Here is a 20,383-nt window from a genome sequence, read left to right on the forward strand (position 1 = left end):
GACGCCGCGGGGGGTCAGCTCGATGCCGACGCGGCCCGGCCGGAGAACGGCACGGCCTCGTCGAGCAGCATCACGGGAATGTCGTCGCGGACCGGGAAGGCCAGGTCGCAGGCGAGGCAGACCAGCACAGGCGCGCCGTCCAGCTCATCCTGTCGCAGCTCACCGTGCTTGCTGCACGGGCAGGCCAGGATCTCCAGCAGCAGCGGGTCGAGACTCATCAGGCTTCCCTTCCGCCCCGGACGCGGGCGAGGACCTCGTCGCGCAGCCGGCGCATCGTGGCCTCGTCGGGGCCCTCGACGTTGAGCCGCAGCAGCGGCTCGGTGTTGGACGGGCGCAGGTTGAACCAGGACCCGTCCGCGAACGAGATCGTCAGACCGTCGAGATGGTCGATGTCGGCGGCGTGCGGAGCATAGGCCTTCTCGACCGCCTGCATCGCGGCGACGACATCCGCCACCTCGGAGTTGATCTCGCCGGAGGCGCTGTAGCGGACGTAGCCGGCGAGCAGGTCGGACAGCGGCCGCGGCTGGCCGCCAAGCGCGGCGAGCACGTGCAGCGCGGCGAGCATGCCGGAGTCCGCCCGCCAGAAGTCCCGGAAGTAGAAGTGGCCGGAGTGCTCGCCGCCGAAGATCGCGCCCGTCCGGGCCATCTCGGCCTTGATGAACGAGTGGCCGACGCGGGTGCGGACCGGGATGCCGCCACGCTCGGTGACGAGCTCCGGCACCCCCTTGCTGACGATGACGTTGTGGATGATCGTCCCGCCCGGCTCGCGGGCAAGCTCACGGTCCGCCACCAGCGCCGTGATGACTGACGGGGAAACGATCTCCCCGCGCTCGTCGACGACAAAGCAGCGGTCGGCGTCGCCGTCGAAGGCAAGCCCGAGGTCGGCCCTGGAGGCGCGGACCGCGGCCTGCAGGTCGCGCAGGTTCGCCGGCTCGATCGGGTTGGCCTCGTGGTTCGGGAAGGAGCCGTCCAGCTCGAAGTAGAGCGGGATCACCGTCAGCGGCAGGCCGGCGAAGGTCGCCGGGACGGTCAGCCCGCCCATGCCGTTGCCGGCGTCGACCGCGACGGTGAGCGGCCGGATGCCGGACAGGTCGACCAGCGTGTGCAGGTGGCGCACATAGTCGGCGAGGAGGTCACTCGTGGTGACGGTGCCGACGCGACCGGGGCCGGCGGGCACGCCGCGCTCGATCATCGCCCGGATCTCGGCGAGCCCGGTCTCCTGGCCGATCGGCGCCGCGCCCGCCCGGCACAGCTTGATGCCGTTGTACTTCGCCGGGTTGTGGGAGGCGGTGAACATCGCGCCGGGGATGTCGAGCGAGCCGGCGGCGAAGTAGAGCAGGTCCGTCGAGCCGAGGCCGGCGAGGATCACATCGGCGCCCTGGCCGGCCGCGCCCTCGGCGAAGGCCGCGGCGAGCGGGATGGACGAATCCCGCATGTCATGGGCGGTGACGATCCGTTCCGCGCCGAGCAGCCGGACGAACGCGGCGCCGGTCAGCCGGGCGATCTCGGCGTCGAACTCTGCCGGCACGACTCCCCGGACGTCGTACGCCTTGAAGATCCGCGACAGGTCGCGCATCCGGTCCCCACCCTTCTCCCTGGTGTCCCCCGCACCGGGTGAACGGTCCCCCGGGCCTGCACGGCGCCACTGCGGCCGCACCCGGTGACCATATCCGCCGGGTCCGACAGACCCGGGACCGCGTCCGGGGAAGCCCACGCGGGACACACGACGCCGACCACGCAGCCGCGGGCCACGCTCGTCCGGGGCGGGCCCGGCAGCCGCCCGGCCCCGGTCGACCACGGGAGCGGCGGGCGGCCAGGCCCCGCCGCCACCCGTCCCCGGTTCGGCAGAGGTCACCGGCGCCGGGGCGCATCAGGAAGGGCTGGGCACCGCCCGCAGATGACCGCGGCGGCCCCCCGGAGGCGCCTGAGGCCCACCCTGGGGGCCCTGGGGGCCCTGGGGCGGCTCGGGACCGCGGCGCGGGGTCTCGGGACCGCGCCGGGAGGCCTCGCGCACGGCGTCCGCCAGTGCCTCCAGGTCATCCCCGGCCACCTCACGTCCACCCTCACGCGACGCTTCGGCCTCGAGCCGGACGACCGCCCAGCCGAGCGGCACGGTGAGCCGGTCGGCGTGCGGGCCGCACAGGTCGTACGAGTGCGGCTCGACGTACGGGGACAGCGGGCCCAGTACGGCTGTCGACTCGGCGTAGGCATACGTGAGCGTGGCGACCGCGGCTGCGGAACAGGCCGAGCGGGAGCAGCGCCGAGGCTTCACGTTCCGGACGGTAGCCCCCGGAACGGGCGACGGCCACCACCTATCGTCGTGTCGCGTGGCGCGAGGCTGAATCGTCACGCGTTGTCGACCATATCGTTGCACCGCGCGTCCGAACTCGCGCACGGCAACGGCATCCGGCACGGCATCGAGATCATCAAGATCGTGGAACCTCCTCGGGCTGGGAGGGGGATTCGGGGTCAGTCGCCGGATGGCGGGGTTGGCGCAGCGACCGGATCGCGACGGCCGCCGGGACCGACACGGGCCCCTGCCACGAACGCTACGCTCACAGGGTGACCGAGCTCGAGCGGTTCCCGGCGGCGGCCCGGCCGATTCCCCCCCGTCGGCGCCGTGACCGGCGGGGCCGAGGCATCCGCGGGGCGCTGCTGCCACCCGACGTGCCGGCCTACGCCACCCGTGGGGATCGCTTCGACGACTTCGTGCTGGACGCCGTCGAGCATCTCGACCACCGGTGGTCGGCGGAGCTGTCCGACGTCGAGTTCGCCGTCGAGGACGTGCCGCCGGTGGCGGTGACCGACGAGGAGATCCCGCTCGCCCGATTCCAGCCGGCCACCGGAAAGGGCCGCTCGGGCACCCCCCGCCGCATCGTGGTATATCGCCGGCCCATAGAGGCCAGGGCGGTGGACAGCGAGGACCTGGCCGAACTCGTGCTGGACGCGATCATCCACGAGGTGGCCGAGATGATGGGCGTCGATCCAGCCGTGATCGACCCGGAGGGCCACGGCTGGGGCGAGGAAGAGTAGCCCGACCGCCCACCGCCCGCACCGGGGCGGCGACACGACCCCCGCCCCCACGGAGCACGCCCGTCCGAGGAGACCGTGACCAGCAATTCCGCGCCCACGCCGCCCGCCGACGCACCGTCCCCGCCCGCCGGCGAATTCTCCGGCGCGGGCCCACAGGTGCCGGCGGGGTCCCCCCGCCTCCTCGCGCTGCACGGGGCCGAGCAGCCCTACGCGTGGGGGTCGGCGACCGCCATCCCCGAGTTGCTCGGCACCCCCGCCGCCGGCGGTCCGGTCGCGGAGCTGTGGCTCGGGACCCATCCCGTGGCGCCGGCGCTCGTCGAGGCGGACGGCGCCCGCCGCCCGGCCGCCGACCTCGTCGGCCCGCTGCCGTTCCTGCTCAAGGTGCTGGCGGCGGACAAGGCACTGTCGTTGCAGGTGCATCCCGACCTGGCGCAGGCCGCCGCCGGCTTCGACGCGGACGACGCCGCCGGCCTCGCCGTCGACGATGCCCGCCGGCGCTACCGCGACCGCAACCACAAGCCCGAACTCATCGTCGCCCTCTCGCCGTTCCGGGCACTCGCGGGCGTCCGTGACCCGGCGCGCACCCTCTCGGTCGCGCAGGGGCTGGGGACACCGGCCCTCCTGGCCGCCTTCCGCCCCCTGGCCGACGACCCGGCCACCGGGGCGGCCATGGTGCTGCGGACCCTGCTGACCATGCCCGCCGGCCCCGCCGGGGAGCTGGTCGGCGCACTCGTCGTGGCCGCCGACCGGCTACGCCGCGCGCGCGGCCGGGGCCCGGCCGCGCGCGCAGCCGCCAGCGCCAGCGCCGACGGCGACGGCGACGGCGGACCGGCTTTCCAGGACCCGGTGGACGGCGGTGGCGACGACGTCGCGCGGGCCGCGGACCTGATCGGGCGGCTTGCGGTGGCGCACCCGGGCGACGTGGGCATCGCGGCGGCGCTGCTGCTCAACGACGTCACGCTGCGCCCCGGGGAGGGCCTGTTCCAGCCGGCCCGGATGCTGCACGCCTACGTCGCCGGGCTCGGCATCGAGATCATGGCAACCTCCGACAACGTGCTGCGCGGCGGCCTGACGCCCAAGCACATCGACGTCGACGAGCTGCTGCGGATCTTCGATCCCACGCCGAGCGACGCGCCGGTCCAAAGTCCCCGCACCGTCGCGGATTCTCCTGGCGGGCTGCTGCGCGGCTGGGACGTCCCCGTCGCCGACTTCGTCCTCACCGAGGCCGTCTGCACCGGCGGCAGCGTGCCGGTGGGGCGCCCGACGGTGCTACTCGCGGTCGAGGGACGGGTCGAGGTCACCGCTTCGGCCGACGATGGGACCGCCGTCGCCCCGTTGGAGCTGTGCCGCGGCGGATCGGTGCTGGTGGCGGGCCGGGCGGCGGTCACTCTGACCGGCACCGGCCGGATCTTCCTCGCCGCGCCGGGCGCCCGCCCCGCCTGACCGGACATCTGGCGGATCGGAACTGATCGGCGGCTTTCGCCCCCCGAGGTCCGGCCCACCGGTGGCGGACCCCGCTCAGCGGTACGGCACCGCGGGATCCGCCACCGCCGGCGGGGCATCGAGCAGACGTGGCGCTCCCCCCAGCGGGACGACCGCGGACAGGATCTTCGGCAGCACCAGTGGGGACGCGGCCGGCCCGGCGACGGGGGGACCGGTGGGGGGCGTGTCCCGCGGCGGCACCGCGGGCGGGACAGGCGGCGCGGCACCGAGCCCGGACGGGACCGGTGCCTGCGCGGCGCCGACGACCGCCGTCGCGACCAGCGGGCCGCCGATCGCGACGAGGCGCCCCCCGGCCGGGCCCGACGGTCCACGGACCAGGGCTACCCTGCCGGCCCCCAGCCGCACGGGATCACCGTCGAGCCAGGCCGTCACGGGCCCCGCCGGCGCGGCGAGCACGACGGCTCCGGCGGCTCCCGCCGGCGGTGCTGGCACGTCGACCGCCGCGTCGGGCGCGGTGCCGGCGCCGGCGGTCGGTCCGGTCGGGTCGGACAGCCCGACGCCCTGACCGAACGCGTCCAACCCGCGGCGTCCCGACGTGGCGTCGAGCCGGACGGCGCCCGCCCAGGTCGACACCCCCGGCCAACCCGAGGCCACGCCCAGCTCGGCAACCACCGCAGCGGCGCCGGCGGTCGACTCGACGAGGACCGCCGACGCCCCGCCCGGCGGCAGCGGCACCGGCAGGGTGATCGCGCCGGTCGCCGGCACCCGCACCGCCTCCAGGCCGACCGGGGTGTGCCGGCCGGCCGCGGTCAACACGCTGACGCGCACGGTGGCCTCCCGGCCGGGCGCCGCGAGCACCAGGCGCGCCGCCGGATCCTGCGGTCCCGCCGGGACGAGCACCCCGCCGAGCAGGAGCCGACGGGCGGGCGGGGCGGTCACCGGCACCAGCCGGGGTGCGGTGAAGGGGCCGCCGAGGCTCGACCGGTCCACCACCCAGGCGAGCACCCGGCCGGAACGCACCTCGACGTCGAGTGCCGTCACGGCGGCCTCCGGGGCAAGCGCGGCGAGCCGGCGGGTCACCGCCCGCCCGGACGGCACGGAGATGTCCTGCGGTGGGCTGGCCGTGCCATCGGTGAGCACCCGCACGCCGACCTGGGCGGGCTGGTCGGCCAGATTCGACAGGATCACGATCGGGTCGCGGCCGGCGGTCGTCGACGGCCCGGCGAACCAGCTCCGGGCCCGCGGCGGGCCGCAGCGCGCCCGCGCCGGGCCCGCGCCGTCGCCGGCGCCCGTGACGATCGCGGACAACCCGGCCGCCGAGGCGTCCCGGGCGGACACCAGCACCGAGCCGCGGTCGCCCCTCGCCGCGGGAGGTGGCAGGGTCAGCGCCGCGCCACCGAGGCGGGTGCGCAGCTCGGTGGCCCGCGCGGCGACCCGTACCCGGCCGTCGGCCGTCCCCGCGGTGCGTACGGCGAGGTCGAGGGGGCCGGCCAGCACTGGATCACGGGCACCCGACGGCGTCGTCGTCAGGTCCGGGCAGGCCAGCAGCGCGGCCGACACGGGCCAGTTCTCGGCCGGCGCGGGACTGGCGCCCTCGTCGGCGAGGAAGGCTCCGCCGATGCCGACGACGGCGAACGACACGAGCACCCGCGCGGCGGCGCGGCGGCGCAGCGGCGATCTCGTCACCCCGGGCCGTCCGGAAGCGGTCGTCACGGCGCCTCCCCCACCACTCCCGATCCGCCCGCCGACCCGCTGCCGGCGCGGGCGGTGCGTTCGACATCACGCCCGCAGGCGCCATCGGCTGGGGGTGAGAGCCCGCCGGAGCACCCCGCATCAGCGTCGGCGGCGGAGGAACGAGGCCAGGCAGACCCGTCCCTGGGCCCGCGCTGGGGACCGATCTCACGCCCGGTCGGGCCATCGGCGGGTGGCGCATCGGTGTCGCATGGGGGGCGGCGCGGCCGGCGGGCGGCCGGGATGCCCAGCAGCACCGGGATACCCAGCAGCAACAGTGCGCCGAGCGCCGCGGCCTGCACGAGCGCCAGCTCGGGTCCGCGGCCGTCGTCGCGGTGAAGTCGGACCGTGCCGCCCTCGGCGGGCAGCCGGAAGCCGGCCGCCCAGCCCCAGGCGGCGAACGGCCGCAGCGGCCGGCCGTTCAGCCACGCGTGCCACCCCGTCCCGGCCGGGACCGCGAGGACCAGGTCCCGTCGCGGGGACCGGGTGGCGCCGGGCAGGGCCGCAACGTGCCCGGCGGGCGGCAGCCGGCGGGCGCTGGTCGGCGCCGCGGGCAGAGGTTCGATCGCCAGTGGTTCGATCGCCAGGGGTGTCGCCGTCCCCGCCGGCGTGGCGCCCCCGGCGGAGGCGGGACGGCGAGCAGCCGTCGCGTCCGGGGGCGCGGCGTCGGGCGATGCGGCGTCGGGCGATGCGGGACCGGGCGACGAGGGACCGGGCGACGCGCCGTCCCGGCGAGAGGGGCCCGAGGGAGCGGAATCGCGAGGAGCAGTCTCCGGTTGCAGGTCCGAGTCCATGACGAAGGCCGGCGGGCCGGCGGCAGCGGCCGGGCGGGACGCCCGCTCCGTGGGCCCCGCCTGGTCGGGGCCCACGGGGCGCCAGAGCAGCACTCCCGGGCGGGCCCGGTCCCGCACCAGCGACGGGGTCGCGTCGAGGCGGGCGACGAGGTCCGTCGGCGCGGCCGCGGCGGGGACGGCGATCGCGGTGACGCCGAGCAGCGGCAACCAGCCGGCCGCCTGGTCACCGCCGACCGCGAGATCGGCGACGACGTCGCCGAGGAAGGCGGCGGCCCGTCGGGGCGGGCGGGCCTGGCCGGCCGGGAAGCGGGGCCCGCCGGCCGCGGCGAGGGTGTACCGGATCAGGCCGGACCGGTCGGACCGGTACAGGACGAGGAGGCGGGAACCGGCGGGCGCGGTCCGGGTCTCGGCCTGGACCGCCCGCGCCACCGCCGACGCGCCGGTGCCCGACCAGGGGGCTGCGGCGCCGGTGACACTCGTGGCGGCTCCCGCGGCGTCACCGACGCCCCCGATCTGGTCCATGGAGTCGGCCTGGTCCGCGGGAGTGGCCTGGTCCGCGGGAGTGGCCTGGTCCGCGGGAGTGGCCTGGTCCGCGGGAGTGGCGGAGTCCTGGTTCCAGGCGGTCGGGCTGGCGTGCCATCCCTGGCCGGCGACGAGATGACCGGCGCCGAGCGCGGCAGCCCCGACGAGGACCAGCGCCGTCACCGGGAGTGCGACGATCCGGGCCAGCCGGCCGGTGCCCGGTGCCGCTGCGGACCTGGGAGTTCTCCGGCCGCGCCGCGCGCCGCGGACCGGGCGGCACGCGCCCGCCGCCGCGATCAGTGCGCCGGCGAGGACGAGGCCGTACTGCGGGCCGACCCACCAGCCCTCGCCGCCGGCGACTCGCTGGTCGGCGTCCCCGGCCAGGCGCGGGGTAAGTAGCACGGCGAGCAGGCCCAGCGCCGCCAGCGTCCAGCCGACACGGCCGGCCCGCCCCGTCCCGACCCCGCCGGACCACCGGCCCAGCAGCCAGCAGGCCAGGCAAGCGGCCAGGAATCCGACGACAACGGCCTTCGGGCGCTCGCCCGCACCCGCCACCAGGGCCACGGAGGCCTGGGGGAACCGGGCCAGCGACGCCGCCGGCTCGGCACGGATCCCCGCGCCCCCCGCGTGCAGCGTCGGGATCAACGGAATGATCGTCGCGGGGAGCGCGGCGGCGACGTCGAGCAGCCGCCGCCTGGCCGTGAGCAGCGCCGCGGTCGGCAGGGCGATCCATACCAGCGGCGCCGTCGACGGGGCGCAGGCGACGAAGCCGACCAGGCAGACGGCCAGCATCCAGACGGCGCGCAGGCGCCCGCCGGCCGGACCCGCGCGCCCGCGCAGCGCCGAGTCGGTGGCGGCAAGCACGGCCGGCAGCAGGATCAGCGCGCCGACGGTGTCACCGCGGCCGGCGACGACGGCGGCGGTCATCGCCGGGCTCGCCCCGTAGGCGGCGGCGAGCCCGAAGCGGGCGGCCGTGCGGGGACCGAGCCGGGCAAGCGCCCGGTGAGCCGTCAGCCCGGCAAGCGCCGGCCCGGCGGCGAGCAGGAGCCAGCCCGCCGCCCCAGGCCGGCCGCCGAGCAGGCTCGCGACGGCGGCGAGCAGCGCGGTCCAGGGCGGGGGCGGCCCCGTGCCGTCGAGCGGAGTGCCGGCGGTGCCGACCCGGCCGGACCAGACCGCCGTCCACAGGTCCTGGGCCCCGGTGGGCAGCGGCAGGCCCGCGCCGAGCACATCCGCCGGCATCCCGCGCATCGCGACGAGGCCGACGACCCCGAGCAGGGCCGTGAGCAGGACCGCCGCCCGGGTCGATCGCCGGCCGGTCGGGGCAGCCGCCAGGACGCCGCCCCCGGCTGGGCCGCTGCGGCGCACCCCGACATCGCCGGCCCCGACATCGCCGGCCCCGACGCCCGGGGCCATCCGCGCACCCGCCCGGCGGCGCAGCCGGCCGGGAAACAGGGGGCGGATGGCGTGATGCGACACGGCGCGGGTACGCGCGGCGCGCCGGCGCATCCGTGCCAGCAGGCGCGGCCGGCCCAGCACGGCGAAGGGCAACGCGATCTCGGTCGCCGCCGCCCGAAGGCGCCCTCGCGCCAGCAGGCCCAGCGCCCGCGGAAGCGCCCCAAGCAGGATGGCAGCGGCGGCCCCCGGCAACAGCGGCCGCGCCGTGTTCGCCAGGCGGACCCGAAGCGCGCCGACGCGGTCGGCCGGCACCCAGGCCTGCCTGTCCCGCCGGCCCCGCCCCGACCGACTCCCCGGCCCGGCCGGCGGGATGGCGGCGGGAGCGACGACCTCGGCGGGAGCGACGACCTCGGCGGGAGCGGGAGCTTCGGCGGGGAGGGTCATCGTCGCCGTGGGCACGACGACGACCCGCAGCCCGGCGCGGGCGGCCCGCCAGCCGAGGTCGATGTCGTGGCCGCCGTCGAGCTCGGGGTCGAAGCCGTCGAGCAGCCGCCAGGCGGCCGCCCGGACGAGCATGCCGGAGCAGGCCACGGTGAGCACGTCGCGCACCCCGTCGCGCTGGCCCCGGTCGATCTCGCCCGGCCGCACACCGGTGTGCCGGCGGCCCGCGCGGTCGACGCTGACCCCCACCTCCAGCAGGAGCGGCGCCGAAGGCGACCCGGTCGGCGACGGCGTCGGGAGGCCGGCGCGGAGTTTGGGACCGAGCACGGCGGCACCAGGATCGAGCCGCGCGCAGGCCAGCAGGGTGCGTAGGGCGTCGGGGGCGGGTAGGGCGCTGTCGTCCAGCAGCCAGACGTAGCCGTCCCGCGGCGGCCCGCCGAGGCGTGCCAGGCCCGCGGCCACCGCCGCCCCGAAGCGGGTGCCGGCGGCCAGGTGGACCACCGTCGACCGACCGGAGCGGGGTTCCGCCGGTCGCTCGGCCGCCCCGGCCGTCGACGGCGCGCCGGTCCCGTCACCCGAGACGAGCGCGGAAACCGCAACCGTCTCAGCCGGGGATGCGCCGCGCGGCCGGGGGAGGCGGACGGCGGCCCATGGGGTGGCGTCGACCGGGCGAGCGGCGTCGACCGCAGGTGCAGTCGCGGCCGAAGGGGCCGCGGCGGCAGTAGCGGCCGAAGGGGAATCGTCGGCACCGCCGCCGATGCGGACCTCGACGACCTGCAGGTCGAGGACCTGATCGGGCGGTGGCGCCTGTGTCGACACCGCCGACCGCAGGGCCTGCGCGGCGCCCGGGCGCCGGCCGTGCACGTAGACGACCACGACCCGCGACGTCACCGCCGACGGGCGCGGTCCGGGCAGCGCCGCGAGGGTGCGCGGCGCTGCCGGGCCGCCTGCACCCCGCCGGACGCCACCCACCGCCCGGGCTCAGACCGCTCGGCGCCGTTGTTTGCGTCGCTCCCGTTCGGACATGCCGCCCCAGATCCCGAACCGTTCGTCGTTCTCCAGGGCGTACTCGAGGCACTCGGCCCGGACCTCGCAGCCCGAACAGATGCGCTTGGCCTCCCGGGTCGAGCCACCCTTCTCGGGGAAGAACGCCTCGGGATCGGTCTGCGCGCACAGGGCGCGCTCCTGCCACTCCATCGCCTCGCCGAGCAGGTCACCCAGCCCCAGATCGATCACTGGGGCGAGAGTGTCCGGCATGTCGCCGATGAGGTCGTCGGCGGCCTCGACGACCAGCTCGTCGGCGTCGGGATCGTCGACGGCCGGGTCGTCGTCGGCGTCGACCTCATCGCCCGCGCGCACGATGACGTCGACGTCCGCCTCGGCCCGCGGGCCGAGGGCGAACGGGGTGGCACCGGTGCCCAGGTCGGGCGAGCCCGACCGGGCCGGTGGGACCCCGGCCGCGGCCAGCGCCGGCCGCAGGCGCGGCTCAGGTGTGGCCTGGGTGGGCCGTTCGGCAAGCACCCGCTCGGAGTGGTCACCGAACGGGTCATGCTCAGCGGGACGCTCGACGTCCGCGAGGACGGTGTGGACGCCCGCGTCGGTGTGCTCCATGGGGACTCCTCCAGACCCGTCGCGGTGCGGTCGGCCACCCCCTGGGCGCCGGCGCGCAGGTGACTGGTTCCACACCGGTCAGGCGACGCACTACCGCACGAACCCCGCCAGCGAGGGGAATGACACGCCGGTAATTACACGCTCCCGAGTCGGTCGCGTCAACCCCACCGGCGCAACATCTTCTACAACCAGCGATGAGACCATAGCTCACAGTCACTGCACACCATCGCCGAGGGTCTAGGCGGCCTTCCGATCAGTAACCGTGTGCAATCGGTCCGACGGCGATGACCGCATTATGCCGCCCGAAGCTAACGGACATAAAGGGCCTAAACGGGCAGTGACGCAATCAGACAAGCGTCTTAAACCTATACCGGCCACGCATCACATCCGGCCAAGCCGGCTCTCACGACTACTTAGAGTAGTTTCTGCTGGCGCCGACTTGGCGGGTGTCAGGACACCACAGGCAGCATGGTCCGGACGGGGCCGCCCCGGGCAGCGTGAAAGCGCTCGTCCGGCACCCGCCCATAGGTCGTGGTCCGTTGCCGAGCGGGACGACCCGCCCCGGCGGCCACCTCCTCCAGCTCGGCCACGGATCGCCGCGAGCCGTGCTGGGAGCCGGCCATCCGGCTGATCGTCTCCTCCATCAACGTCCCGCCGATGTCGTTCACCCCGCCGGCGAGCACCGAGCGGCAGCCGTCGACGCCGAGCTTCACCCAGGAGCACTGGATGTTGTCGATCGAGCCGTGCAGCAGGATGCGCGCCATCGCGTGCACCGCCCGGTTCTCCTGCACCGTGGGGCCCGGCCGGGCCACGCCGGCCAGGTAGATCGGCGAGCTGTGGTGAACGAACGGCAGCGCGACGAACTCGGTGAAGCCCCCGGTGGAGTCCTGGATGCGGCGCAGCAGCCGCAGATGCGCGACCCAGTGTGCCGGGGTGTCCACGTGGCCGTACATCATCGTGGCCGTCGAGCGCAGACCCACCCGGTGCGCGGTGCTGACCACCTCGACCCAGCTCGCCGTGGGCAGCTTGCCCTTGGTCAGCACCCAGCGGACCTCGTCGTCGAGGATCTCCGCCGCCGTGCCCGGGATCGAGTCGACGCCGGCCTCCCGCGCCGCCCCCAGCCAGTCCTCGACGGACATCCCCGTCCGGGTGACCCCGTTGAGTACCTCCATCGGGGAGTACGCGTGCAGGTGCAGCCCGGGGGCCGCCCGCTTGATCTCGCGGGCGAGCTCGAAGTAGGCGGTGCCGGGCAGGTCCGGATGGATGCCGCCCTGCACGCAGACCTCGGTGGCGCCGACCGACCACGCCTCGGCGGCCCGGCTGCCCACCTCCGACAGCGACAGCGTGTACGCGTCGGCGTCCCCGCGGCGCTGCGCGAACGCGCAGAACCGGCAGCCGGTGTAGCAGACGTTCGTGAAGTTGATGTTGCGGTTGACGATGTAGGTGACCTCGTCGCCCACCGCGTCGCGGCGCAGCCCGTCCGCGAGCGAGCAGAGCTCCTCCAGCGCCGCGCCCTCGGCCCCGAACAGGGTCAGGGCCTCGGCGTCGGTGATCCCGGCCGGATCGGTGCCGGCACGGCGCAACGCGGCCCGCACCTCGGGGTCGATCCGCTCCGGCGCGCCGGCACCGGCGGCGCCGCTGGCACCGAGACCGGCGGCGGCCCGGGCCGCGACGGCGCGGCTGCCGGTGCCCACGACGCCGTCGACCCCCGTACCGGCCGCGCTGACCTCCGCCCGCAGCGACTCCCAGTCGCCGTAGACGGTGTCGAAGTCGGCCCGGGTGGCGCTGTGGCGTCCGACGGTGTCGACCGCGGTGTGCAGGTCGACGCGGCCGGTGTCGCCGAGACCGCCGTCGGGCTCCTGCCAGGGCCGCCCGACGGGTCGGGCGGCCCTGGCGAGCAGCCCGTCCGGACCGGCCAGCGCGCGCACATGCCCGGCGACGCGCGGGTCGATCCACGGCTCGTCCAGGTGCGACGGGTACACCGTGAGCCGGGGGCGCAGCGAGAAGCCGGCCCGGGCCGTCACCTCGCGCAGCACGTCCAGGTCCGGCCAGGGGCGCTCGGGGTTGACATGATCCGGGGTGACGGGCGAGACGCCGCCCCAGTCGTCGATGCCGGCGGCCAGCAGCAGGGCGCACTCGGCCGTGTCGACGAGGTTCGGCGGGGCCTGCACACGCATCGTCGGGCCGAGCACGAGCCGGGTCACGGCGACTGCCGCGGCCAGCTCCTCGGCGCCGACGTCGGGCGCGGAGCGCATCGCGGTGTCGTCCTTGGCCCGGAAGTTCTGGACGATCACCTCCTGGAGGGAGCCGTACCGGCGGGCCAGCCCGCGCAGCTCGAAGATCGTCTCGGCGCGCTCGGCCCGGGTCTCGCCGATGCCGAGCAGCAGGCCGGTGGTGAAGGGGATCGACAGCCGGCCGGCGTCGGTGAGCACCCGCAGCCGGACCGCCGGCTCCTTGTCGGGCGAGCCGAAGTGCGCGCCGCCCGGCTCCGACCACAGCCGCGTCGCCGTCGTCTCCAGCATCATCCCCATCGACGGGGCGACGGGCTTGAGGCGGGCGAGCTCGGCCCAGCTCAGCACGCCCGGGTTCAGGTGCGGGAGCAGGCCGGTCTCCTCCAGCACGGCGATCGCGACGGCGCGCAGGTAGCCCAGCGTCGAGTCGTAGCCGTGGGCGTCGAGCCACTCCCGGGCCGCGGGCCAGCGGTCCTCCGGGCGGTCGCCCAGCGTGAACAGCGCCTCGGCGCAGCCGGCAGCCGCGCCCGCGCGAGCGATGTCGAGCACCTCGTCGACGGTGAGGTACGGCGCGGGCAGCCGGTGCGGCACGGTGGCGAACGTGCAGTAGTGGCAGCGGTCCCGGCACAGCCGGGTCAGCGGGATGAACACCTTCGGCGAGTACGTGACGACGCCCGGGCGGCCGAGGGAGGCCAGGCCCGCGTCGCGCACCCGGCCCGCCGACGCGCACAGATCGGCAAGATCCTCGCCGCGCGCGGCCAGCAGCACCGCCGCCTCGACGGCGTCGAGGGTGGCGCCGTCACGGGCCCGGCGCAGCGCTCGGCGCATCGCCGACGCGGACGGCACGGCGTCGGCGCTCGGCGACGGCTGGGGCAGGCCCGGGTCGTCGCCGGGCTCGGCCGCCTGGCCGCCCACGCCGTCGGGAGTCGCCGCCGTACTGGTCATGAGTACCTCAGGTTCTCCGGTGGCGCCGGGTCGGCCGCCGCCCGGCGGGTCGACGGGCCCGGCCCGTCACCACCGGTGTCGAAGGGACACGGGGTTGCGGACAGAAGCAGAAGCGACGACACCACAGCGGAGCCGGAACCTGGGGCATCTGGGGGATGGAGTCGCCGGGGGTCGGGTGCGGACCCGGGGATGGACCTCGGGACGCCGGCGGCGGGGGGACGCCGGCGGCCCGAGGCGCCCACGTGGATCAGCGCCCGCGTGGATCAGCGCCCATCGGGATCAGGGAGTGGCGCGGCCGGCGGCCCGCCATCCGGTGCCCGGCCGGCGCAACCGGTCGAGCGTGCCGATCAGCATGTTCGTCCGGCTGCGGGCGGCGAGGACGTCGGTTTCGGCCTGGGCGCGGCGATGCGGTTGGTCGGCGCCGCGGTGAGCGGGGGACTCGGCGGCCATCGCCGCGGATCGCCGCATCATCGCCCGGCGGGCGGCGACGACCTGGGGGGCGCGCGCCCCCGCAAGCGCGCGGTTGAGGGAGGCGGACAGGGCTTCGAGGCTCTTGGTGGTCCTGACGTCGGACATGACGGTCCTTCCAGCGACGTGGAGAGCTCACGTTCACTCTCACAGCTCTCTCTAACCGGAATCAAGAGAAACCGGGTGAGCGACGACACATCCCGGCCGACACCCTGGCGAACGCGGCGGGATGACGATCCGGTCATCCCCGGACGACCGCACGGTTATCCGCGAACCGCTCGACTGCAGGCCCCCGACCTGCCCGGATGCCACCGGATTCGCGAGGGCGGGTTTCCGGCACCCGCGATCATGTGAGGTGTGTCACTCACCATGGGGCGACGTTTGCTCTACGCGCCGACTGGGTATCGCAGCCGAGCATCGTGTGCTTCCATACGAATCACTGCTCCCCCGGCGCCGGAGTCGTTACGCTGATCAGGTGCCACGAAACCGCCAGGAGGTTCCCCGCGAGGAACGGATCGACGCGCTGCTCGCCGTCGCCGAGGAACAGTTCCTGGCCCGCGGTTTCGCCGGGACGTCCATCGCGGAGATCGCCCGTTCCGCCGGGATCGAGCCCGGGTCCGTCTACTGGTACTTCCGGTCGAAGGACCACGCGTTCGCGGCCGTGCTCAACCGCCTGCTCGACGTCGAGGTGGAACGGATCGCGGGCCTGCCCGGAGACCCGGCGGACAAGCTCTTCCTCGCCCTCGACTCGGTGGAACGCCGGCGCACGCTGCATCCGTGCGTCGCCGAGCGCGCCCCGCACGCCGAGCCGGTGATGGAGTACCACGAGCGGCTGCACGCCTGGCTGCACGGCCTCGCCCTGGCCGCGGTGCACGACTACGTGCCCGAGGCCGACCGCGGGTTGGCCGCGGACGCGGTCGTCGCCACGATCGAGGGCGGCCTGGCCAACCCCGCGCCCAGCCGGCCGACCAGCCATCTCGTGCACTTTCTGCTGGCCTCGTTCTGCCGGGACACCTCGCTGCCCGCCCGGCCTGAGTTCAACGGCTGGGTCGCGCCGCTGTTCGCCCGCCCCCGGCTCGGCTGACGCGCCCCGACCGGCCGGTGACCCACCCGGCGGGCGTCGGTGCCAGGATCGCTTGATGTGAGAGTGACAGCCCTGGCCGGCGGGATCGGCGGCGCCCGCTTCCTGCGTGGCGTGCTCGCGGCGCTGCCCGACGCCGACGTGACGGTGATCGGCAACACCGGCGACGACATCACCCTGCACGGCCTGCGCATCTGCCCCGACCTCGACACGGTGATGTACACCCTGGGCGGCGGAATCTCCGCCGAACGGGGGTGGGGTCGCGAGGACGAGTCGTTCGTCGTGGCCGAGGAGCTCGCCGCCTACGGGGTCGGGCCGGCCTGGTTCGGGCTCGGCGACCGCGACCTCGCCACCCACCTGGTGCGCACCGAGATGCTCGACGCCGGCTACCCCCTGTCGGACGTGGTGCGGGCGCTGTGTGAACGCTGGAAGCCCGGGGTCCGGCTGCTGCCGATGACGGACGACCGGGTGGAGACCCACGTGGTCATCGCCGACGAGGACGGCCAGCGAGCCGTGCACTTCCAGGAATGGTGGCTGCGGCTGCGCGCCGCCGTGCCGGCCCAGGCGATCGTGCCGCTGCGGGCCGAGACCGCGAAGCCGGCGCCGGGGGTGCTCGACGCCATCGGCGAGGCCGACGTCGTGCTGCTCCCGCCCTCGAACCCGGTCGTCTCGATCGGCACGATCCTCGCCGTGCCGGGCATCCGGGACGCCGTGCGGGAGACCGCGGCGCCGGTGGTCGGGGTCTCGCCGATCATCGGCGGGGCGGCGGTGCGCGGGATGGCCGACGCCTGCCTGACCGCCATCGGCGTGGAGACGTCCGCGCAGGCCGTGGGGGTGCACTACGGCGGACGCGGGCGCGCGGCGGCGACACCTGAGGCGGCCGCCGCCGGGTCGTCGGCGGGACTGCTCGACGGCTGGCTGGTCGACACGGTCGACGCCGGCGCGGTCGTACCCGGGGCGACCGTGCTCGCCCGGCCCCTGCTGATGACCGACCTGGCGGCGACGGTCGCCATCGTCCGGTCGGCGCTGGAGGTCGCCGGTGTCTGAGCAGTCGCCGGTGTGTGAGCAGTTGCCGGTGTCTGAGCGGCAGCCGCCCAGCGGGACGCTGACGGTCTTCGGGCTGACCGGGATAGGGGAGATCCGGCCGGGCGACGATCTCGCCGCCGCGGTGGCCGCGGCGGCGGCCACGATCGGCCGGCCGCTCGCCGACGGCGACGTCCTCGTCGTCACCTCGAAAATCGTGTCCAAGGCCGAGGGACGGCTGGTCACCGTCGCCGGCGATCGGGAGGCCGCCCGCCAGGCCGCGATCGACGACGAGTCGGTCCGCGAGGTGGCCCGCCGCGGACCGACCCGGATCGTCGAGACTCATCACGGCTTCGTCCTGGCGAGTGCCGGGGTCGACGCGTCGAACATCGCCAAGGACTCCCTCGCCCTGCTCCCGGTGGATCCGGACGCCAGCGCCGCCCGGCTGCGGGCCGGCGTCGCCGCGCTGCTCGGCGTGGACGTGGCGGTCGTCATCACCGACACCGCGGGGCGGCCGTGGCGGCGCGGCCTGACCGACATGGCCATCGGCGTCGCCGGCATGGCCGCGCTGCGCAGCCACATCGGCGACATCGACGGCTACGGCAACGAGCTGGGCATGACCGAGGTCGCCGAGGCCGACGAGCTGGCGGCCGCGGCCGACCTGGTCAAGGGCAAGCTCGGGGCCACCCCGGTGGCGGTCGTGCGCGGGTACGGCCGGCTGCCCGACGACGGGACGGGGGCGCGCTCGCTGTTGCGGCCGAGCGGCGAGGACATGTTCCGCCTCGGCTCGCTGGAGGCACGGCGGGCGGCGCTGAGCGAGCGGCGCACCGTGCGCGAGTTCACCGCCGACCAGGTCGACCCGGCCGCGGTCGAACGGGCGGTCGCGGCGGCGCTGACCGCTCCGGCTCCGCATCACACCACCCCGTGGCGCTTCGTGCTGGTCACCGAGCGGCGCGACGAACTGCTCGCCGCGATGGCCACCGCCTGGGCCGAGGACCTGCGCCGCGACGGGTTCGACGAGGCCGCGGTGGACCGGCGGCTGCGGCGCGGGGATGTGTTGCGCCGCGCCCCGCTGCTCATCGTTCCGGTCATGGTCCTGGACGGGGCGCATCCCTACCCCGACGCCCGCCGGGCGGCGGCCGAGGAGCGGATGTTCACCGTTGCCGTCGGTGCCGGGGTGCAGAACCTGCTGGTGGCGCTCGCCACTGAGGGGCTGGGCTCCTGCTGGGTCTCCTCGACGCTGTTCTGCGCCGAGGTGGTCGGCACGGTGCTCGACCTGCCGGCCGGGTGGGTGCCGATGGGCGCGGTGGGCGTCGGGCACGCCGCCGCGCCGCCCACCCCGCGCGCCCCCCGCGACCCGGAGCCGTTCCTCCTGCGCCGGTGACCTCCCCGCACCGCGGGCATCCGCTACGCCCGGTTACCGGGCTGAACGTGGGGTATGGAGGTGACGCAGCGCGCCGTAACCGGGCGGTCCGGGTGTCCGTCGGCGGGTCGAACGCATCCTGCCCGTCAGTTCTGACCTGACACTTCGTAGGATCAGATTTCGTGGGGAAGAAGAGCGCCGAGCGCAACGTCCGGCTCGAACAGTTGCGCCGCGAGCAGAAGCGCAAGGAACGTCGTCGCGCGCTGCTCATCTACGGCACGTCCGGGTTCGTCGTGGTGCTGCTCCTGGTCGGGATCATCATCTACAGCGTCGCGGACACCCACTCGAAGAACAAGACGCGGGAGGTCGGCTACGTGACGGCGGCCTCCACGGCCGCGGCGGCGGCCGGCTGCACCGGCACCGTGAACGACGCCTCCCAGGGCTCGACGCACGTCAGCACGGCGGTGAGCTACAAGTCGTCGCCGCCGTCCTCCGGCAGCCACAACCCGGACCCGCTGCCCGACGGCATCGCGTTCTACAACCCGGCGTCGGGCATCCCGGTCGAGCGCGCCGTCCACAACCTCGAACACGGCTTCATCGTCGGGTGGTACGACAAGAGCCTGCCGGCCGCCCAGGTCGAGAAGCTGCGGTCGCTGGCCGCCAACGCCGGTCCGCGCTTCATCGGCGTCCCCTGGACCCGGTCCACGTTCCCGGACGGCAAGCACTTCGTGCTGACCGCCTGGGACCGCACCCAGCGCTGCGGCACCGTCTCCGAGGCCGTCATCAAGGACTTCGTCGCCAAGCACGCCAACCCGGATCCGGCCGGGGCCACCTGGGACTCGCCGACCGCCCCCGAGTCGGGCGCGCAGGGCGGCACCCTCGACGTGTCGGCCGACGGCCCGCTGACCGCCCCGGGCGGCGCGACCGCCGCCACGCCCACGCCGGGCGCGGGCACCATGTCGCTGTCCCCCACCAGCCCGACCCCCGCACCGTGACCGACCCCGCCGGCTGACCGACCCCGCCGACGGATCGACCCCCGTCGACGGACCGGCGCCCGCGCCCCGGGCCTGGGTCAGGCGGCGGAGCCGGTGCGGATCGGCATCAGCAAGTAGCGGAAGGCGCCCTCGTCCACGGGACCGCCGCCGGGGCCGCGGACCCCGCCGCTGTCCTTGCCGGTGAGCACGGCCGGGCGGGCGGTGGCCTCGGCCGGGTCGGCGGCCACGAACCCGATGGTCGCCTCGTCGTCCTCCACCGCCCCGAGCCCGTCCAGCAGGTACGAGGGGTTGAACAGCACGGACAGCTCGGGCCCCGAGTACTCGACGGGGATCGTCTCGCTGGCCTGGGCCCCGCTGCCGTCCCCCGCCTCCGCGACGACCTGGTCCCGGGTGAAGGTGAAGCGCAGCGGCGCGGTCCGGGTGGCGACCACGGCCACCCGGCGGACCGCAGCGGCGAGCGCGGCGGTGTGCGCGGTGACCGTGTACGCGGCCGTCTCGGGCAGGAGCTTGCGGTAGTTGGGGAACGTGCCGTCGATGAGCCGGACGATGGTCTGGCGCCCGGCCGCGGCCAGGCCCAGCCGGGCGCCCGCCGGGTCGGCAAGGTCGAGCCCGATCACGATCCGGGAGGCAGAGGTGGGCGTGCGGGCGACCTCGGCGAGAACCTTGGCGGGCACGTGGGCCAGGGCCCAGGGATCATCGACGGTCGGCTGCCAGGGGATGGCGCGCACCGCCAGCCGGTACCGGTCGGTGGCCGCGAGGATCAGGCCGCGCCCGGAGATCTCCATCCGGACCGCGGTCAGCACCGGCACCGTCTCGTCCCGACCGGCCGCCGGGGCGACCTGGCCGACCGCCGCGGCGAACCCGAGGGTGTTCACCTCGCCGATGGGGGCGGGAAAGCGCGGCAGCTCGGGATAGTCGGCGAGGTCCATCAGCGGGACGGTGAAGCGCACGCTGCCGCAGCGCAACACCAGCCGGTCGCCGTCGACGGCGACCTCGACCGTCGTCGCGGGAAGGCTGTGCACGATGTCCGCCAGCAGCCGGCCGGACACCAGGACCCGGCCCGGCTCCTCGACCGCCGCCGCCACCGGCGCCCGCACGGCCACCTCGGTGTCGAAGGCGCAGACGAGCAGGCCGGCGCCCGGCTGCAGGCCGGCCGCCGGCGCCGCCGCCTCGAGCAGCAGGCCCGTCAGCGCGTTCGGGGTCAACCCCGGCCGGCTCGGGAGATGCCGGGCGGCCCAGCCGGTCGCGTCGGCGAACACGTCGCGTTCCACGCTGAACCTCATGGGGCCGATTGTCCCCGCCAACGG

The 20,383-nt window shown here is 75.8% G+C and carries 15 protein-coding genes; 6 read left to right on the forward strand and 9 right to left on the reverse strand.

Annotation, left to right across the window (positions count from 1 at the left end):
- Positions 1 to 14: 14 nt before the first annotated feature.
- From AC5R91_RS14250 to AC5R91_RS14260, 3 genes are all read right to left on the reverse strand, one after another.
- Positions 15 to 218 carry a Trm112 family protein gene (locus tag AC5R91_RS14250; RefSeq protein WP_495397628.1) on the reverse strand — a complete coding sequence of 68 codons (204 nt, stop codon included), beginning with the start codon at positions 216 to 218 and terminating at the stop codon, positions 15 to 17.
- Entirely contained in the window at positions 218 to 1,576 is a 1,359-nt protein-coding gene (locus AC5R91_RS14255; protein ID WP_495397629.1) for a phosphomannomutase/phosphoglucomutase, read from the reverse strand. The genes AC5R91_RS14250 and AC5R91_RS14255 overlap by 1 nt, the downstream gene beginning before the upstream one ends.
- Positions 1,577 to 1,870: 294 nt before the next feature.
- Positions 1,871 to 2,272 carry a DUF3499 domain-containing protein gene (locus AC5R91_RS14260; protein ID WP_495397630.1) on the reverse strand — a complete coding sequence of 134 codons (402 nt, stop codon included), beginning with the start codon at positions 2,270 to 2,272 and terminating at the stop codon, positions 1,871 to 1,873.
- A gap of 290 nt (positions 2,273 to 2,562) precedes the next feature.
- Between AC5R91_RS14260 and AC5R91_RS14265 the strand changes: the two genes are divergently transcribed.
- The gene (locus AC5R91_RS14265; protein WP_236705603.1) at positions 2,563 to 3,033 is read left to right on the forward strand and encodes a metallopeptidase family protein; all 471 of its coding nucleotides are present in this window, start codon (positions 2,563 to 2,565) and stop codon (positions 3,031 to 3,033) included.
- A gap of 75 nt (positions 3,034 to 3,108) precedes the next feature.
- On the forward strand, positions 3,109 to 4,476 hold the full coding sequence (locus AC5R91_RS14270; protein ID WP_495397631.1) for a type I phosphomannose isomerase catalytic subunit: 1,368 nt from the start codon (positions 3,109 to 3,111) through the stop codon (positions 4,474 to 4,476).
- 75 nt (positions 4,477 to 4,551) lie between these two features.
- Here AC5R91_RS14270 and AC5R91_RS14275 read toward each other — a convergent pair whose 3' ends face one another.
- The 5 genes from AC5R91_RS14275 to AC5R91_RS14295 all read right to left on the reverse strand — a co-directional run bounded on the left by AC5R91_RS14275 (position 4,552) and on the right by AC5R91_RS14295 (position 14,722).
- On the reverse strand, positions 4,552 to 6,189 hold the full coding sequence (locus tag AC5R91_RS14275) for a DUF5719 family protein (protein WP_495397632.1): 1,638 nt from the start codon (positions 6,187 to 6,189) through the stop codon (positions 4,552 to 4,554).
- Complete coding sequence (locus tag AC5R91_RS14280; RefSeq protein WP_495397633.1) at positions 6,186 to 10,331, reverse strand: glycosyltransferase family 2 protein; 4,146 nt, start codon at positions 10,329 to 10,331, stop codon at positions 6,186 to 6,188. The genes AC5R91_RS14275 and AC5R91_RS14280 overlap by 4 nt, the downstream gene beginning before the upstream one ends.
- A 9-nt stretch (positions 10,332 to 10,340) precedes the next feature.
- On the reverse strand, positions 10,341 to 10,970 hold the full coding sequence (locus AC5R91_RS14285) for a WhiB family transcriptional regulator (RefSeq protein WP_495397634.1): 630 nt from the start codon (positions 10,968 to 10,970) through the stop codon (positions 10,341 to 10,343).
- 449 nt (positions 10,971 to 11,419) lie between these two features.
- Positions 11,420 to 14,146 carry a bifunctional FO biosynthesis protein CofGH gene (locus AC5R91_RS14290; protein WP_495397635.1) on the reverse strand — a complete coding sequence of 909 codons (2,727 nt, stop codon included), beginning with the start codon at positions 14,144 to 14,146 and terminating at the stop codon, positions 11,420 to 11,422.
- Positions 14,147 to 14,425: 279 nt separating this feature from the next.
- Complete coding sequence (locus AC5R91_RS14295; RefSeq protein WP_495397636.1) at positions 14,426 to 14,722, reverse strand: hypothetical protein; 297 nt, start codon at positions 14,720 to 14,722, stop codon at positions 14,426 to 14,428.
- A 367-nt stretch (positions 14,723 to 15,089) separates the two neighbouring features.
- Here AC5R91_RS14295 and AC5R91_RS14300 point away from each other — a divergent pair, with 367 nt between their 5' ends.
- The 4 genes from AC5R91_RS14300 to AC5R91_RS14315 all read left to right on the forward strand — a co-directional run bounded on the left by AC5R91_RS14300 (position 15,090) and on the right by AC5R91_RS14315 (position 19,076).
- Positions 15,090 to 15,698, forward strand: coding sequence for a TetR/AcrR family transcriptional regulator (locus AC5R91_RS14300; protein WP_495397637.1), 609 nt, complete (start codon positions 15,090 to 15,092; stop codon positions 15,696 to 15,698).
- 57 nt (positions 15,699 to 15,755) lie between these two features.
- Positions 15,756 to 16,742: a 2-phospho-L-lactate transferase gene (gene cofD / locus AC5R91_RS14305; protein ID WP_495397638.1), complete on the forward strand. Its 987-nt coding sequence runs from the start codon at positions 15,756 to 15,758 to the stop codon at positions 16,740 to 16,742.
- 28 nt (positions 16,743 to 16,770) lie between these two features.
- A complete protein-coding gene (locus AC5R91_RS14310) occupies positions 16,771 to 18,102 on the forward strand; it encodes a coenzyme F420-0:L-glutamate ligase (RefSeq protein WP_495397639.1) in 1,332 nt (443 codons plus the stop codon).
- Positions 18,103 to 18,263: 161 nt separating this feature from the next.
- The gene (locus AC5R91_RS14315) at positions 18,264 to 19,076 is read left to right on the forward strand and encodes a thioredoxin-like domain-containing protein (protein WP_495397640.1); all 813 of its coding nucleotides are present in this window, start codon (positions 18,264 to 18,266) and stop codon (positions 19,074 to 19,076) included.
- 77 nt (positions 19,077 to 19,153) lie between these two features.
- Here the strand turns inward: AC5R91_RS14315 and dnaN are convergent, their stop codons facing one another.
- Entirely contained in the window at positions 19,154 to 20,359 is a 1,206-nt protein-coding gene (dnaN, locus tag AC5R91_RS14320; protein ID WP_495397641.1) for a DNA polymerase III subunit beta, read from the reverse strand.
- Positions 20,360 to 20,383 lie beyond the last annotated feature (24 nt).

This window comes from Frankia sp. BMG5.60 (assembly GCF_059428125.1).

What these genes read in the sequence shown, in the direction of transcription:
- dnaN (WP_495397641.1), bottom strand. Translation starts at nt 20,359, where the DNA reads ATGAGGTTCAGCGTGGAACGCGACGTGTTCGCCGACGCGACCGGCTGG.
- AC5R91_RS14285 (WP_495397634.1), bottom strand. Translation starts at nt 10,970, where the DNA reads ATGGAGCACACCGACGCGGGCGTCCACACCGTCCTCGCGGACGTCGAG.
- AC5R91_RS14295 (WP_495397636.1), bottom strand. Translation starts at nt 14,722, where the DNA reads ATGTCCGACGTCAGGACCACCAAGAGCCTCGAAGCCCTGTCCGCCTCC.
- AC5R91_RS14255 (WP_495397629.1), bottom strand. Translation starts at nt 1,576, where the DNA reads ATGCGCGACCTGTCGCGGATCTTCAAGGCGTACGACGTCCGGGGAGTC.
- AC5R91_RS14250 (WP_495397628.1), bottom strand. Translation starts at nt 218, where the DNA reads ATGAGTCTCGACCCGCTGCTGCTGGAGATCCTGGCCTGCCCGTGCAGC.
- AC5R91_RS14290 (WP_495397635.1), bottom strand. Translation starts at nt 14,146, where the DNA reads ATGACCAGTACGGCGGCGACTCCCGACGGCGTGGGCGGCCAGGCGGCC.